Origin of the sequence: Curtobacterium salicis (genome assembly GCF_011759505.1) — a bacterium.
Lineage (GTDB): Bacteria > Actinomycetota > Actinomycetes > Actinomycetales > Microbacteriaceae > Curtobacterium > Curtobacterium salicis.
Genome location: NZ_JAAOYO010000003.1, coordinates 649458 through 664750 on the forward strand (window position 1 = coordinate 649458; position 15293 = coordinate 664750).

Genomic DNA, 15293 nt, shown 5'->3' on the forward strand with positions numbered 1-15293 from the left:
GACAGGGATGCGAGCATCGATGCTGACCTCTCACCCTCGAACGGGGTGTTCCTGGGCTGACCCATGTTGTTACTGTTGCGTCTGTTGACAGTGTGACGTGCGCCACGCCGGACTGTGACGAAAACGAGACTCATGTCGACTCCCTCCTCCCTCCCTGCTCGCCCCCGCCGCCGCATGCTGGCCGCCGGGGTCGCCGTCGTGCTCGCAGCCGGGGCACTGGTCGCCCTCGTGCCGTCCGGCGCCGCGTCCGCCGCGAGCTACCCGAGCTGGGACGACGTGCAGGCCGCCAAGCAGTCCCAGTCGGACCAGGCCGCGAAGGTCAGCGAGATCCGGGGCCTCATCGCGCAGCTGCAGTCGCAGTCCGCCGCGAAGGAGCGGGCTGCCGCAGCAGCCGGCACGGCCTACCAGGACGCGCAGACGGACTACGACCGCAAGGCGCTCGAGCAGCGGAAGCTCCAGTCCCAGGCGGACGATGCCGAGAAGACCGCTGCCGCGTCCGAAGCGCAGGCCGGCCAGCTCGCCGCGCAGCTCGGTCGGGCCAGCTCGGACGACGTCACGACGGACCTCCTCACCAAGCCCTCCGCCTCGGGCGACCTGCTCTACGAACTCGGCGCGATGTCGAAGCTCACCGAGCAGGCTGACGGCATCTACTCCGAGGCGAGCCAGGACCGCGGTACCGCGCAGGCCCTCGCCGACAAGTCGAAGGTGGCCGAGGACGCACTCGGCAAGCTGGCCGACGCCGCCCAGGCGAAGATGCGCGCCGCGCAGTCCGCGGCCGACCAGGCGAAGGCTGCCGTCGCGGCACAGGCCGCCAACCAGGACCGCCTGGAGGCCCAACTCGCCCTCCTGACGTCGAAGACGAAGACGACACAGGCCGGGTACGAGAAGGGCGTCCGCATCGAGAAGGCCCGTCAGGCCCGCCTCGCCCGCGAACGCGCGGCGGCTGCCGCGGCTGCCGCCGCTGCGCTCCCGCCGGCCGCGACCGCGGGGGTCCCCGCCGCGAGCGGCGCTGCGCCGAGCGGTGGCGCAGGAGGCGGCGCGGCGACGGCGTCCGGCTGGGTCCGTCCGGCCGCCGGGTTCCAGTCGAGCCCCTACGGCCTCCGGGTCGACCCGTACACGCACGTCTACACACTGCACGCCGGTGTGGACCTCGCCCCGGCCTGCTACTCGCCGATCTACGCCGCAGCCGCCGGCACCGTGACCTTCGCCGGCAACGGCGGCGGGTACGGCAACGAGGTCATCCTCGACAACGGCGGCGGCATCTCGACGGCCTACGGGCACGTCGTCGACGGCGGCATCATGGTCGCCGCCGGACAGCACGTCGAGGCCGGACAGCAGATCGCCCAGGTCGGTTCGACCGGCTGGTCGACCGGTTGCCACCTGCACTTCGAGACCCGGGTGAACGGCGCCGCCGTCGATCCCGTCCCCTTCATGGCAGCGCGGGGGATCTCGGTATGAGCTCGAGCACTGCCAGGAGGCACTGACCCGCATGAAGAAGCCTGCACGTTCCCTCGTCTGCGGTCTCGCGACCGTCTCGATGCTCAGCCTCGGGCTCTCGCTCGTGGTGGCCCTCCCGGCACAGGCGGCACCGTCCGCTCCGTCGTGGAAGGACGTGCAGGCGGCGAAGGACGACCAGGCGGCGAAGCAGCGGACCGTGGACGCCCTGACGGCACGCATGTCCGCGCTGCAGACGACGGTCGACCGCACCGGTGCGACCGTGCAGGAGGCCGGGCAGGAGTACTCGCTCGCAGCGTCCCAGCAGCAGGAGGCGAAAGCCACCCTCGACGGCCTGACCGGGCAGTCGAAGCGTGCGAAGGCGGCGGCGGAGAAGTCGGCCGGTCAGGTCGCGGCCCTCGTCGTGGAACTGTCCCGCTCCGGCGGCGGTGACCTGTCGACCTCGATGCTCGTCGACTCCCGTGACGCGAAGGACCTGCTGTACCAGGTCGGCACGATGACGCACCTGTCCGAGCGGTCGGCGACCGTGCTCGAGCAGGCGCAGTCGGACCAGCGCACCGTGGAGTCGCTCGCCGCGCAGCAGCGTCAGGCGACGAAGGCCCTGACGGCCGCGACGACCGCCACGAAGGACGCGCTCGACAAGGCGAACGACGTGGCCGCGAACGCGCAGTCGGCGCTGGAGTCCGGGCAGGCGAAGCAGGACGAGGTCCTGAAGCAGCTCGCCTTCCTCAAGGGCACGACGGTCAGCACCGAGCAGGCGTACTGGTCGGCCGAGCAGGCGAAGCAGGCGGAGATCCAGCTCGCCGCGCAGGCGAAGCGTGACGCAGCCCGTCCGACGACGAACGGCAACGGCAACGGGGACCAGTCCGGCTCCGGCGGCTCGACGGCGACGAAGCCGTCCGGCACGAAGCCGTCCGGCACCAAGCCGTCCACGTCGAACCCGTCCACGTCGAACCCCACCACGACGACCCCCACGAACGTGACCCCGGCGGCACCGAAGCCGGCAGCGCCCCGGCCGTCCGCCCCGCAGCCGGCAGCTCCTGCGCCCCAGCCCGCGGCACCCGCACCGCAGCCCGCCGCACCGAAGCCCGCCCCCGCACCGGCGCCGGCCCCGGCACCCGCCCCGGTCGTCAGCAGCCCGTCGAAGGCCGCCGGCGCGATCTCGTACGCCCGCGGGCAGCTCGGCAAGGCGTACGTCCTGGGCGGCGCCGGGCCGAACGTGTGGGACTGCTCCGGCCTGGTCATGATGGCGTACAACTCGCAGGGCATCACGACCGGCGGCCACAACGTCGTCTGGCAGTACAACTACTTCGGATCGATCGGACGACTCGTGCCGCTGTCGCAGCGCCAGCCGGGCGACATCCTGTTCTACTCGAGCAACGGTGCCGCCTCCGGCGGGTACCACGACTCGATCTACACCGGCAACGGGATGATGGTCGAGGCCGCACGTCCGGGCGTCGGCGTCGTCGAGCGCGCGGTCTGGACGCCGAGCCAGCTCCTGCCGTACGTCGCCCGTCCGAGCGGCGCCCTGTAGCCCCGGACACACATGTAGCCCCGGACACACCGGTAGCCCCGGACACACCTGGGGCCCCGGACACAGCAGGACGGCCCGGCCCCCGAGGGGACCGGGCCGTCCTGCGTCAGCAGACGAGCGTCAGTGACCGGCGGGCACGTACGCGGCCTGGCCGGCCTGCACGATCGCCTCGGCCTCGGCGGCGTCGCCCCAGCCCTCGGCCTTGACCCACTTGTTCGGCTCGAGGTCCTTGTAGCGCTCGAAGAAGTGCGCGATCTCGGCCTTCGTCTGGTCGTCGACGTCCGAGATGTCCTGGATGTGGGCCCAACGCGGGTCCTTCGCCGGGACGACGAGCACCTTGGCGTCGATGCCGGCCTCGTCGCTCATCTTGAAGACGCCGACCGGACGGACCTTGACTCCCACGCCGGGGAAGGTCGGGTACTCGAGGAGCAGCAGCGCGTCGACGGGGTCACCGTCGTCGGCCAGGGTCTTCTCGAAGAAGCCGTAGTCCGTCGGGTAGACGAACGAGGTGAAGAGCACGCGGTCCAGGTACACGCGACCGGTCTCGTGGTCGACCTCGTACTTGTTGCGGCTGCCCTTGGGGATCTCGACGACGACGTCGTACGCGGCCATGTGCACTCCTTGGTTCTTCCGGTGGTGGTCTGTCGGCCGTCGGGACGGCCCGGCTAACGTTACCGGGTGAACACCGAGCGTCCCCGGCTGGACCCCGCCGTCGCCGCCGTCCGTCTGGCGGTCCGCACCCTGCTCGCCCGCGCACTCGACGAACAGGTCGTCGCCCTGGGTGACCTCGTCCTCGTCGCGCTGAGCGGTGGGGCCGACTCGCTGGCCCTCGCGGCGGCGACCGCGTTCGAGGCGCCGAAGCAGGGGCTGCGCGCCGGCGCGGTCGTGGTCGACCACGCGCTCCAGGCGGGATCCGAGGCGGTCGCAGCACGTGCCTCCCGGCAGGCCGCCGAGCTGGGCCTCGCCCCGGTCGTCGTGGACCGCGTCGACGTCGGTACCGTCGGCGGACCCGAGGCCGCCGCCCGGGAGGCCCGCTACGCCTCGATCACGTCGGTCGCCTCCGCCACGGGGGCGCGTCTCGTGCTCCTCGGCCACACGCTCGACGACCAGGCCGAGACGGTCCTGCTCGGGCTGCTCCGCGGGAGCGGACCGGACAGCCTGACGGGCATGGCCCCGCTGGTGCGACCGGACCGTCCCGGTCCCGCGCTGGCGCGGCCGATGCTCGCGCTCCGTCGGGCGACCACGCGGCAGGCCTGCGCGGCCTCCGGGCTCGCCCCGTGGGACGACCCCCAGAACGACGACCCGACCTACACGCGGGTCCGGGTGCGGAACGCGCTGATGCCGGTCCTCGAGCGCGAGCTGGGTCCGGGCGTCCCGGAGGCCCTGGCCCGGACCGCCGACCAGCTCCGCGAGGACTCGGCCGCACTCGACCACTTCGCCGAGGAGATGGCCGAGGACCTCGCCGAGCACTCCGAGGCCGGCATCTCGCTGTCCGTGCCGCAGCTCGCCGCGAACCCGCCGGCACTCCGGCAGCGACTCGTCCGTCTGGCGGTCGAGAGCGAGTTCGGGGTGACGCTGTCCCGACTGCAGACCCTCGAGGTCTGCCGGCTCGTCACCGACTGGCGGGGGCAGGGCCCGATCGACCTGCCCGGTGTCCGGGCCACGCGGACGGGGGAGCGGGTGTCGTTCGCCGCCAGGGAGCCGCACGCGGGCGGTTAGGCTGGACCGGTGGAACTCTCCGACGTGCAGGCCGACCTCTCCGAAGTGCTCTTCACCCCCGAGCAGATCGACGACAAGATCGCCGAACTCGCCGCAGCGGTGGACCGGGACTACGCCGGGCGCGACCCGCTCCTGGTCGGCGTGCTGAAGGGCGCGGTCATGGTCATGGCCGACTTCTCCCGCCACCTCAAGATGCAGGCGAAGATGGACTGGATGGCGGTGTCGTCCTACGGCTCCGGCACGAAGTCCTCCGGTGTCGTGCGGATCCTCAAGGACCTCGACACCGACCTGCACGGCCGCGACGTGATCATCGTCGAGGACATCATCGACTCCGGTCTGACGCTGTCGTGGCTCCAGCAGAACCTGGAGTCCCGCGGTGCCGCGAGCGTCGAGATCGTCGCCCTGCTGCGCAAGCCCGAGGCCGCCAAGGTCGAGGTCGACGTGAAGTACGCCGGCTTCGAGATCCCGGACGCCTTCGTCGTCGGGTTCGGCCTGGACTACGACGAGCGCTACCGCAACCTGCGCGGCATCGGCGTGCTCGCGCCGCACGTCTACTCCTGATCCGACCCGACGCCCGGCGATCGGGGGCGTCGTCCACAGGGCGTCGCTCGTGATCCGTGGAGTTCGCCCGCAGAGGACACCCATTCTCGCCACAGAGTGACGGCCGTATGCTGAGCGGCACGCACTTCAGGCAGCAGAAAGGTGTCGGGCCGTCGGGCCCGGATCACATGGACTTCAAGCGCATCCTCCGCGGGCCGTACATCTGGATACTGCTCGCAGTCGTGGGGATCTTCGTCGGATGGACGTTCATCGCCCAGTCCGGCACCCAGGAGATCTCCACCCAGAAGGGCCTCGAGCAGCTCTCGGACGGCAAGGTCTCATCGGCCGTCGTCAACTCCACCGAGCAGCGGGTCGACCTCACCCTCCGCAACGACGGCGGGACCGAGCAGTTCTACTACTCGACCCCCCGGGGCACCGAGGTCGTCGAGGCGGTCTCGCAGGCCGACCTGCCCAAGGGCTACAACGACCACGTCCAGCAGTCGAACGTCCTCGTGTCGCTCCTGCTGACGCTGCTGCCGTTCCTGCTCATCGGCGCGCTGTTCTGGTTCCTGCTCTCGAGCGCCCAGGGCGGCGGCTCGAAGGTCATGCAGTTCGGCAAGTCCAAGGCGAAGATGAACAACAAGGAGAACCCGCAGGTCTCCTTCGCGGACGTCGCCGGTGCGGACGAGGCCATCGAGGAACTGCACGAGATCAAGGAGTTCCTCAAGGAGCCCGCGAAGTTCCAGGCCGTCGGCGCCCGGATCCCGAAGGGCGTGCTCCTCTACGGCCCTCCCGGAACCGGTAAGACCCTGCTCGCCCGCGCGGTCGCGGGTGAAGCCGGTGTGCCGTTCTACTCGATCTCGGGTTCGGACTTCGTCGAGATGTTCGTCGGTGTCGGCGCCAGCCGTGTCCGCGACCTCTTCGACCAGGCCAAGCAGAACTCGCCCGCCATCGTCTTCATCGACGAGATCGACGCCGTGGGTCGTCACCGTGGTGCCGGCATCGGCGGCGGCAACGACGAGCGTGAGCAGACGCTGAACCAGCTCCTCGTCGAGATGGACGGCTTCGACGGCAAGACGAACGTCATCCTCATCGCCGCGACGAACCGTCCCGACGTGCTCGACCCCGCCCTGCTCCGCCCGGGCCGCTTCGACCGGCAGATCGGCGTCGACGCGCCGGGCCTGCAGGGCCGCAAGCAGATCCTCGAGGTGCACGCGAAGGGCAAGCCGCTCGCCGCGAGCGTCGACCTCGAGCTCCTCGCCCGCAAGACGCCGGGCTTCACCGGTGCCGACCTGGCCAACGTCCTCAACGAAGCAGCGCTGCTGACCGCCCGGTCGAACGCGCAGCTCATCGACAACCGCGCCCTGGACGAGGCCGTCGACCGCGTGATGGCCGGCCCGCAGCGCCGTACCCGGATCATGTCCGACCAGGAACGCCTCATCACGGCGTACCACGAGGGCGGCCACGCCCTCGCGGCGGCAGCGATGCGCCACACCGACCCGGTCACGAAGATCACGATCCTGCCGCGTGGTCGTGCCCTGGGCTACACGATGGTGCTCCCGCTCGAGGACAAGTACTCGGTCACGCGCAACGAACTGCTCGACCAGCTGACGTACGCCATGGGTGGCCGTGTCGCCGAGGAGATCGTGTTCCACGACCCGACCACGGGTGCGTCGAACGACATCGAGAAGGCCACCGGCACCGCCCGCAAGATGGTCACCGAGTACGGCATGAGCCAGGCCGTCGGGTCCGTCAAGCTCGGCTCCGGCTCGAGCGAGCCGTTCGTCGGGCGTGACATGAGCGGCGGCACCAGCCGTGACTACTCGGAGAACATCGCCGAGACCGTCGACGCCGAGACCCGCGCCCTGCTCGAGGCCGCGCACGACGAGGCCTACCAGGTCCTCAACGCCAACCGCGACATCCTCGACCGCCTGGCCGGTGAGCTCCTCGAGAAGGAGACGCTGGACGCCCCGGAGCTCGTGGAGATCTTCAAGGACGTCCGCAAGCTGCCCGAGCGCCCGCAGTGGCTCTCGAGCGACAAGCGTCCGGTGAGCGACCTGCCGGCGATCGAGGTGCCGGGCAAGGCCGCCGCGATCGCCGAGGAGCCCGTCGGGATCGACGCCTCCAAGCCGCGTCGTCACCGCCCGTTCGGCAACCCCGGTATCGCCCCCGCGTAGGCCGGCATGACCGACCTGCCGACGAGACGGTCGCGTCGGCTCGCCGAGGTGAGCCGGGCCCGCGAAGCAGCAGCAGCGCCGGCGACGGTCGCGATCGACCTCCGAGCACCCGCCCCGGTGCCGGAGATCGTGACCGGCCGTCGCCGCGGTCGCTCCACCCCCGAGGGCACCCGTGTGATGGGGATCCTCAACGTCACCCCCGACTCGTTCAGTGACGGCGGCCTGCACCTGGCCGTCGACGCGGCACTCGACCACGCGCGGCACCTGGTCGCGACCGGGGCGGACCTGGTCGACGTCGGCGGGGAGTCCACCCGGCCCGGCGCCGAACGGGTCCCCGTGGACGTCGAACAGCAGCGCGTGCTGCCGGTCGTGCAGCAGCTGGCGTCCGAGGGGATCGCGGTGAGCGTCGACACGATGAACGCCAGCACGGCCGAACGCGCGGTCGAGCTCGGCGCCGTGATCGTCAACGACGTCTCCGGCGGACTCGTCGACCCGGACATGTCACGGGTCGTCGCCGAGACCGGCGCGGGGTTCGTCGTGATGCACTGGCGCGGCCACAGCGACCGGATGTACCGCAACGCCGAGTACACCCACGCGGTCGAGGAGGTGCGGCGCGAGGTCGAACTCCGCGTCGCCGAACTCATCGTCCTCGGGGTGCGCCAGGAGCAGGTCGTCATCGACCCGGGCCTGGGGTTCGCGAAGCGGGGACGGCAGAACTGGGAGATCCTGGCGGGCTACGAACGCTTCGCCTCGATCGGCCTGCCCGTCCTGGTCGCCGCCTCACGGAAACGGTTCCTGGACGGCGTCGGCAGCACGGCCGGCGCACCACCGGCCGATCGGGACCTGGCCACGGCGGCGATCAGCCTGCTCGCGGCCGAACGGGGCGCCTGGGGCGTCCGCGTGCACGACCCGGCGCCGACCCGCGCCGTACTCGACGTCTGGGACGCCTGGAGGGCAGCTCGATCATGAGGGACACCATCCGCCTCGTCGGAGTCCGCGCACGCGGACACCACGGAGTCTTCGACCACGAACGTGCCGACGGACAGGACTTCGTCGTCGACGTGGCCGTCGAGGTCGACGCGACCGCGGCCTCCGACTCGGACGACCTGGCCGAGACCGTGCACTACGGCGTGCTCGCCGAGCAGGTCGTCGCGGAGATCGAACGCGACCCGGTCGACCTCATCGAGACCCTGGCCGAACGCATCGCGGCCGCCGTCCTGACGCACCGCGCCGCCCTGGCGACCGAGGTCACGGTGCACAAGCCGCAGGCGCCGATCACCGTGCCGTTCACGGACGTCTCGATCACGATCCGCCGCGAGTCCCCGGCGCACCCGGACGACGCGGCAGCCGACGAGAGCGACCCGCTCGAGGAAGAAGAGTGACGCGCGCCGTCATCGCGCTCGGCGCGAACCTCGGCGACCGGGGGAGCACCCTCCGCGCCGCTGCGGCCGCCGTCGCCGCGCTGCCCGGGGTCCGACCGGTGTCCTCGAGCCGTGAGGTCGAGTCGGTCGCCCTCACGCTCGACGGCCTCGACACGACGAAGCCGCGGTACCGGAACGGCGTCGTGGTCGTCGAGACCGAGCTGGAGCCGCAGGAGCTCCTCGACGCCCTGCACGGCATCGAGGACGAGCACGGCCGCACCCGCGAGGTCCGCTGGGGCGACCGCACGCTCGACCTCGACGTGATCGCCGTCGACGACCGCCGCATCGACACCGAGACGCTGACGGTCCCGCACCCGCGCGCCCACGAGCGTGCGTTCGTCCTGGCGCCCTGGGTGGACGCCGACCCGGAGGCCGTGCTCCCGGGTCACGGACCGGTCGCGACCCTGCTGGCGGCGCTCGGCGACGACACGGAGCGGGTCGACGAGCCGCGCCTGTTCGACCAGCGCGACGCCGGGGCCGGGGCGACCCCGTGAAGCCGACCCGCGCCTCCACCCTGATCGGCGTCGCACTCGTCGCGGCCGTCGCCGGTTTCGCCCTCGACACCGCGCTGACGGCCCGGCAGTCCCCGACACTCCTCATGTCGGTGCCCCTCGGCCTGACGCTGGTGTTCATCGGCATCGCACTGCTGTTCATGGCCGCCCCGATCCGTCGGCAGACCCGCGGTCGGAACGACGGACGCCGGGTCGACCCGATGTACGCGACCCGGGTGGTGTTCCTCGCGAAGGCGTCGAGCATCTGCGGGGCGCTGTTCGGTGCGTTCGCGCTGGGGCTGCTGGTGTACCTCCTGTCGCGGTCCGTCCTGCCTTCGCTAGGCTCGACCCTGCCGAACGCGGTGGCGTTCGGCGGCGGGATCGTGCTCACCGTGTGCGCCCTCGTCGCCGAGCGGATGTGCATCGCGCCGCCGCCGGACGAGGACGACCACGACGGGCGGGGCACCACCACGGCGTGACCGGCCCCGGTCGGTCGACGAGGACCGAGCAGCGCAGACCGACCGAGCAGCGCAGACCAGGAGACCCGATGCCGCCCGAACTGGACGAACCCGGCAGGCTCGACAGCAGGCCGGCTGACAGCGGGCTGGCCGACAGCGGGCCCGGCGAAGCCCGTCGACTCGACGAACCCGGCCTCGGCCTGCACGGCATCACGTGGACGCGGGTCTCGGCGAAGCTCCTCTGGACCGACCTCATCGCGACGATCGTCATCGGTGGCGTGGTCACCGCGGGCCTCGTGCTGATCGGCGTCGCCAGCGGCGGGACGGGTGGGACGGCCGGGCTCGTCTGGTTCGTCATCGCCGCGGTCGTCGCCGCCATCGCGATCGTCACGGCAGCGCTGACCCCGCGCCGCATCCGTTCGATCGGTTACGCCCTCCGCGACGACGACCTGGTGCTCCGCCGTGGTCTGATGTGGCAGCGCTTCACCGCCGTGCCGTACGGCCGACTGCAGCTCGTGGACGTCAACCGGGGCCCGCTCGACCGGGTGCTCGGCATGAGCGAGCTGAAGTTCGTGACCGCGGCCGCGTCCTCGAACATCCGCATCCCCGGAATCCCGGCCGGTCAGGCCGACGAGCTCCGCGACCGACTCGTCGAGCTCGCCGAGTCCCGTCGCGCCGGGCTGTAGGTCGCACGTGACGTTCCGACCGGACGCCTCGATGCCCGCACCACCGCGGAAGGGCGACGCCGCTGCCGCCGCACCCCTGACCGACGGCGAGTGGCACCGGCTGCACCCGCTGACACCGCTGCTCAAGGGCGGCATCTTCCTCGTCGTGATCCTGGGCTACGTCCTCAACAACCTCCGCGACCAGATCGTCGAGGTGTTCATCCCGGGTGAGGGCGGCCCGCAGGAAGACGGCGACCCGGTCCGCTACGTGTACGAGCACGGTGTCGTCGGCTGGGTGCTGCTCGGCATCGCGGTGCTGCTCCTGGTGTTGATCGGACTGTTCTACCTGTCCTGGCGGATGCACGAGTTCCGGGTCACGGGCGAGATCGTCGAGGTCCGCTCCGGTGTGGTCTTCCGCACGCACCGCAAGGCCCGACTCGACCGCATCCAGGGCATCAACATCTCGCGGCCGCTGATCCCGCGCCTCTTCGGCACCGCCAAGCTCGAGATCGCGCAGGCCGGCAACGACGCCAACGTGCAGCTCGCCTACCTGGGGGCGAAGGCCGCCGACGACCTGCGGCAGCGCATCCTGGTGCTCGCCTCGGGCGCGAAGGACACCGACCAGCCCCGGTTCGCCGGCGCGAGCGGCGGGGTCCTGCAGGGCCGGGTGGACGAGTTCCTGGCGCCCGAGCTCGACCCCGAGGCCGTGCACGCCACCCGGGTCGTCCGGGTGCACCCGGGCCGGCTGATCGCGTCGATGCTGCTGTCCGGAACGACCGTCGTGATCCTGCTGCTCGTCGTCGCGATCATCGTGAGCATCAGCCTGACCGGGCAGTACTTCCTGCTCGTGTCGCTGTTCCCGGCCGTGATCGGTGCCGGCGGCTACTACATCCGCAAGTTCTCGAAGTCGCTCCGGTACACGATCGCCGACACCCGCGACGGCATCCGCATCGGCTTCGGTCTGTTCTCGACGTCGAACGAGACGCTGCCCCCGGGCCGCATCCACGCGGTGAGCGTCGCGCAGCCGCTGCTGTGGCGTCCGTTCGGCTGGTGGGACATCCGCATCAACCGGGCGACGAACGCCGGCAACGGAGCGTCCACGAACCAGCAGGTCTCGTCGATCGTGCTGCCCGTGGGCACCGCGGCCGAGGTCCGGCAGGTCCTCGAGATCATCCTCCCCGAGCTCGTCGGGTCCGCGGTCGTCGGCCCGGAGGCGTCGATGGAACGGATGCGCGAGGGTTCGGCCGAGGCCGTCGGCGTGGTCGACGACAGCCTCACCACGAGCGGCGACCGCGGCGGCTTCGTGCACTCACCCCGACGGGGTCGCTGGCTGCGTCCGCTGTCGGCCTCCCGCAACGGCTACCGGTTCGTGCCCGGTGCGGTGCTGCTCCGGCTCGGGGCCGTCTGGCGCTCGCTCGTGGTCGTGCCCCTGCCGCGTGTCCAGAGCGTCAAGGTCACCCAGGGCCCGCTGGAGCGGGCGCTGCGCCTGGCCTCGGTGCACGTGCACACCGTCAGTGGTCCGGTCTCCGCCCGCGTCGGTGCGCTCGACGCCGGGGACGCGCAGCGGCTCTGGTCCGGCACCACCGAGCGTGCCGTCGAGGCGGCCGCCACCGACACCTCCCACCGCTGGCGTGACGGCCAGGAGGCCCGACCGACCTCCGGCACACCGGGTCGCCACGCGCAGGCGCCCGCCGCACCGGCGTGGCTGACGCAGGACGGGCCTCCCGTCTGGACCGGCGTCCCGGCACCCGGAGCGGTGCGGTGAGGGCCGGACGCCTCGGCATCGGCATCGTCGGCGCCGGACGGGTCGGACCCGTGCTGGGCGCCGCGCTCGCGAACGCCGAGCACGCCGTCGTCGGGATCACCGCCGTCTCCGAAGCCAGCCGCGACCGTGCCGAGGCGATGCTCCCCGGCGCACCGGTCCTCGGCACCCCGGAGCTCGTCGAGCGGAGCGAACTCGTGCTCCTCGCCGTGCCGGACGACCAGCTGCCGTCGCTCGTGCAGGGTCTGTCGGACGCGGGGATCTGGCAGCCCGGGCAGCTCGTCGTGCACACGAGCCCGGACCACGGGGTCGACGTCCTCGCACCGGCGATGCGTGCCGGGGCGATCCCGCTCGCGATCCACCCGGCGATGGCCTTCACCGGCACGAGCGTCGACCTGACCCGTCTGCGCGACGCCTACTGCGCCGTCACCGCACCCGCGCCGGTGCTGCCCATCGCGCAGGCGCTCGTCGTCGAGATGGGCGCGGAGCCGTTCGTCGTGGCCGAGCGCGACCGACCGGCCTACGCCGACGCGGTCCGGGCGGCGGTCAGCTTCTCGACGGCGATCGTCGACCAGTCCGCCGGCACCCTGTCCGGCATCGGGGTGGAGCACCCGGGGCGGGTGCTCGGCGCGCTCGTCCGCTCGGCGGTCGACAACGCGCTGACGGCGGCCGACGGCCAGTCCACGATCTGACCCGGGCCGCACCGCCCGTCCCGCGGTGCACACCGTCCGTCCGGCGTCCCGACCGGGTCCGGCCGGACGGGTAGCATCGACGCGATCCCCCACGACCTCCGGAGCCGCACCGCATGACCGACGAGACCGCCCCCGCCACCACCGAGACCGCGGTCGACGACGCCGCCGCACTGGCCGAGCAGGAGACCAGCGAGCAGCGTCAGGTCCGGCTGGACAAGCGCGCGCGCCTGCTGGAGTCCGGGATCGAGGCCTACCCGGCCGAACTCCCGATCACCACGACGATCCCCGCGGTCCGCGCGCAGTACGCGCACCTCGAGACCGGCGAGGAGACGCAGGACGTCGTCGGCGTCGCCGGCCGCATCGTGTTCTCGCGCAACACCGGCAAGCTCTGCTTCGCGTCGCTGCAGTCCGGCGACGGGTCACGTATCCAGGCGATGGTCTCCCTGGCCGAGGTCGGCGACGAGTCGTTGGCCCGGTGGAAGGAGTTCGTCGACCTCGGCGACCACGTGTTCGTGCACGGCCGGGTCATCTCCTCCCGTCGCGGCGAGCTGAGCATCATGGTCGACGACTGGGCCATCGCGGCGAAGGCGATCCTGCCGCTGCCGAACCTGCACAACGAGCTCAACGAGGAGACCCGGGTCCGCCAGCGGTACCTCGACCTCATCGTGCGTGAGGACGCCCGCAAGACCGTCCGTGCCCGTGCGGCCGTGATGAGCTCGCTCCGCGACACCTTCACGTCGCACGAGTACCTCGAGGTCGAGACGCCGATGCTGCAGACCCAGCACGGTGGCGCCTCGGCCCGGCCCTTCGTCACGCACTCGAACGCGTTCGACACCGAACTCTTCCTGCGCATCGCTCCCGAGCTGTTCCTCAAGCGCGCCGTCGTCGGTGGCATCGACCGGGTCTTCGAGATCAACCGCAACTTCCGCAACGAGGGAGCCGACTCGTCGCACTCGCCCGAGTTCGCGATGGTCGAGGCGTACCAGGCGTACGGCGACTACGAGCAGATGGCCAGCCTGACCCAGGAGCTGGTGCAGAACGCCGCCCGCGCGGTGACCGGCGGCTCGCTCGTCGTCACCCTGCCCGACGGTAGCGACTACGACCTCGGCGGCGAGTGGGCACGACTCGACATGTACGAGTCGCTGTCCGAAGCGTCCGGCCACGAGATCACCCCCGAGACACCGCTGTCCGAGCTGCAGGCACTCGCCGACGCCGAGGGTGTCGAGGTCGCACACGCCACGCACGGCAAGTACGTCGAGGAGCTCTGGGAGCACTTCAACGGCGACGAGCTGTACGCCCCGACGTTCGTCATGAACTTCCCGGTCGACACCTCACCGCTGACCCGGCAGCACCGGACCCGTCCGGGCGTCGTCGAGAAGTGGGACCTCTACGTCCGCGGCTTCGAACTCGCGACGGCGTACTCGGAGCTCGTCGACCCGGTCGTGCAGCGTGAGCGGTTCGTCGAGCAGGCCACCCTCGCCGCCGGCGGGGACCCCGAGGCGATGCGCGTCGACGAGGAGTTCCTGCGGGCCCTCGAGCACGCGATGCCGCCGTCGGGTGGCATGGGCATGGGCGTCGACCGCCTGCTCATGGCGATCACCGGCCTGGGCATCCGCGAGACGATCCTCTTCCCCCTGGTGAAGTAGGGCGCTGGAGCTCAGAGCGACGCGCCAGCGGCGCGCGACGCCAGCCCCGAGGGAGCCTGCGAGCTCGGTCCCTCCCGGTCGGCACGGCGACGTACGATGGGACCATGCCGCATGGAATCGTCTCCGGAGTCGTCTTCGCCCTGACCCCGACGGTCCTGCTCGGTGTCATCTTCTGGTTCATCATGCGCGCGATCATCCGTGCGGACCGGACCGAGCGTGCGGCGTACACGAAGATCGAGGCCGAAGAGCGTGCCCGGTTCGAGCGCGAACGCGGCATCACGACCACCGCGCCGACGAGCGCCGAGTAGTCGCACCGGTCCGCGTCGTCGCACCGGGCGCTGACGCCCTCGTGTCCTGACGACCCCGAGTCCTGACGACCCGTGTCCTGACGCCTCGTGTCCTGACGGTCATCCGGCGTTCACCCCGCCGACGTCCGACGGTGTGAGCATCGTCGGCATGTCCATCCTGCATCCCACAGCCTCCCGCAGCCTCGTCGGTGACATCGAGAGCGAGTACGACGAGTTCGACCGCGACCCGGACCTCGAGGTCTCGAAGAACCGCGACGGATGGCTCGAGCCGTCCTGGTGACACCGGGGTCATGACCCCCTCACGGGTACTCCTTCGGGGTACGTCAGCCGGATCATCGGATCCGGTGCGACGTACCCCTTTTCCGTTGTCCGGAAGGCGTTGCACCCCGGGGTACACGTGTCCCCCTCGGCCGGGCGGTCGAGTC

16 protein-coding genes are annotated in these 15293 nt (G+C 71.5%); 15 read left to right on the forward strand and 1 reads right to left on the reverse strand.

The window, feature by feature from the left end; genetic code table 11:
* Positions 1-132: 132 nt before the first annotated feature.
* Both E9228_RS11620 and E9228_RS11625 read left to right on the forward strand, forming a co-directional pair.
* Positions 133-1458: a M23 family metallopeptidase gene (locus E9228_RS11620; protein ID WP_166780696.1), complete on the forward strand. Its 1326-nt coding sequence runs from the start codon at positions 133-135 to the stop codon at positions 1456-1458.
* Positions 1459-1489: 31 nt separating this feature from the next.
* Complete coding sequence (locus E9228_RS11625) at positions 1490-2989, forward strand: C40 family peptidase (RefSeq protein ID WP_166780697.1); 1500 nt, start codon at positions 1490-1492, stop codon at positions 2987-2989.
* Between the two features lie 120 nt (positions 2990-3109).
* Here E9228_RS11625 and E9228_RS11630 read toward each other — a convergent pair whose 3' ends face one another.
* Positions 3110-3601, reverse strand: coding sequence for an inorganic diphosphatase (locus tag E9228_RS11630; protein WP_166780698.1), 492 nt, complete (start codon positions 3599-3601; stop codon positions 3110-3112).
* 66 nt (positions 3602-3667) lie between these two features.
* On the opposite strand from E9228_RS11630, the gene tilS reads away from it, so the two are divergent.
* The 13 genes from tilS to E9228_RS17365 all read left to right on the forward strand — a co-directional run bounded on the left by tilS (position 3668) and on the right by E9228_RS17365 (position 15148).
* Positions 3668-4708 carry a tRNA lysidine(34) synthetase TilS gene (gene tilS, locus E9228_RS11635; RefSeq protein ID WP_166780699.1) on the forward strand — a complete coding sequence of 347 codons (1041 nt, stop codon included), beginning with the start codon at positions 3668-3670 and terminating at the stop codon, positions 4706-4708.
* Between the two features lie 9 nt (positions 4709-4717).
* On the forward strand, positions 4718-5269 hold the full coding sequence (hpt, locus tag E9228_RS11640) for a hypoxanthine phosphoribosyltransferase (protein ID WP_166780700.1): 552 nt from the start codon (positions 4718-4720) through the stop codon (positions 5267-5269).
* 167 nt (positions 5270-5436) lie between these two features.
* Positions 5437-7425 carry an ATP-dependent zinc metalloprotease FtsH gene (ftsH, locus tag E9228_RS11645; RefSeq protein WP_166780701.1) on the forward strand — a complete coding sequence of 663 codons (1989 nt, stop codon included), beginning with the start codon at positions 5437-5439 and terminating at the stop codon, positions 7423-7425.
* Between the two features lie 6 nt (positions 7426-7431).
* Positions 7432-8394, forward strand: coding sequence for a dihydropteroate synthase (folP, locus tag E9228_RS11650; protein WP_166780702.1), 963 nt, complete (start codon positions 7432-7434; stop codon positions 8392-8394).
* Entirely contained in the window at positions 8391-8807 is a 417-nt protein-coding gene (folB, locus tag E9228_RS11655; protein ID WP_166780703.1) for a dihydroneopterin aldolase, read from the forward strand. Before folP ends, folB begins: the two co-directional genes overlap by 4 nt.
* Positions 8804-9340, forward strand: coding sequence for a 2-amino-4-hydroxy-6-hydroxymethyldihydropteridine diphosphokinase (gene folK, locus E9228_RS11660; RefSeq protein ID WP_166780704.1), 537 nt, complete (start codon positions 8804-8806; stop codon positions 9338-9340). The genes folB and folK overlap by 4 nt, the downstream gene beginning before the upstream one ends.
* Positions 9337-9816 carry a DUF3180 family protein gene (locus E9228_RS11665; RefSeq protein ID WP_166780705.1) on the forward strand — a complete coding sequence of 160 codons (480 nt, stop codon included), beginning with the start codon at positions 9337-9339 and terminating at the stop codon, positions 9814-9816. The genes folK and E9228_RS11665 overlap by 4 nt, the downstream gene beginning before the upstream one ends.
* A 68-nt stretch (positions 9817-9884) precedes the next feature.
* Positions 9885-10481 (forward strand): PH domain-containing protein, encoded by a 597-nt coding sequence (locus tag E9228_RS11670; RefSeq protein ID WP_166780706.1) that lies wholly within the window; start codon positions 9885-9887, stop codon positions 10479-10481.
* A 31-nt stretch (positions 10482-10512) separates the two neighbouring features.
* Entirely contained in the window at positions 10513-12225 is a 1713-nt protein-coding gene (locus E9228_RS11675) for a PH domain-containing protein (RefSeq protein ID WP_166780707.1), read from the forward strand.
* Positions 12222-12914 (forward strand): Rossmann-like and DUF2520 domain-containing protein, encoded by a 693-nt coding sequence (locus E9228_RS11680; RefSeq protein WP_341849870.1) that lies wholly within the window; start codon positions 12222-12224, stop codon positions 12912-12914. The genes E9228_RS11675 and E9228_RS11680 overlap by 4 nt, the downstream gene beginning before the upstream one ends.
* Positions 12915-13027: 113 nt before the next feature.
* Positions 13028-14560, forward strand: coding sequence for a lysine--tRNA ligase (gene lysS / locus E9228_RS11685; protein WP_166780708.1), 1533 nt, complete (start codon positions 13028-13030; stop codon positions 14558-14560).
* A 104-nt stretch (positions 14561-14664) separates the two neighbouring features.
* Positions 14665-14868 (forward strand): hypothetical protein, encoded by a 204-nt coding sequence (locus tag E9228_RS11690; RefSeq protein WP_166780709.1) that lies wholly within the window; start codon positions 14665-14667, stop codon positions 14866-14868.
* A 148-nt stretch (positions 14869-15016) separates the two neighbouring features.
* Entirely contained in the window at positions 15017-15148 is a 132-nt protein-coding gene (locus tag E9228_RS17365; protein ID WP_258366217.1) for a hypothetical protein, read from the forward strand.
* Positions 15149-15293 lie beyond the last annotated feature (145 nt).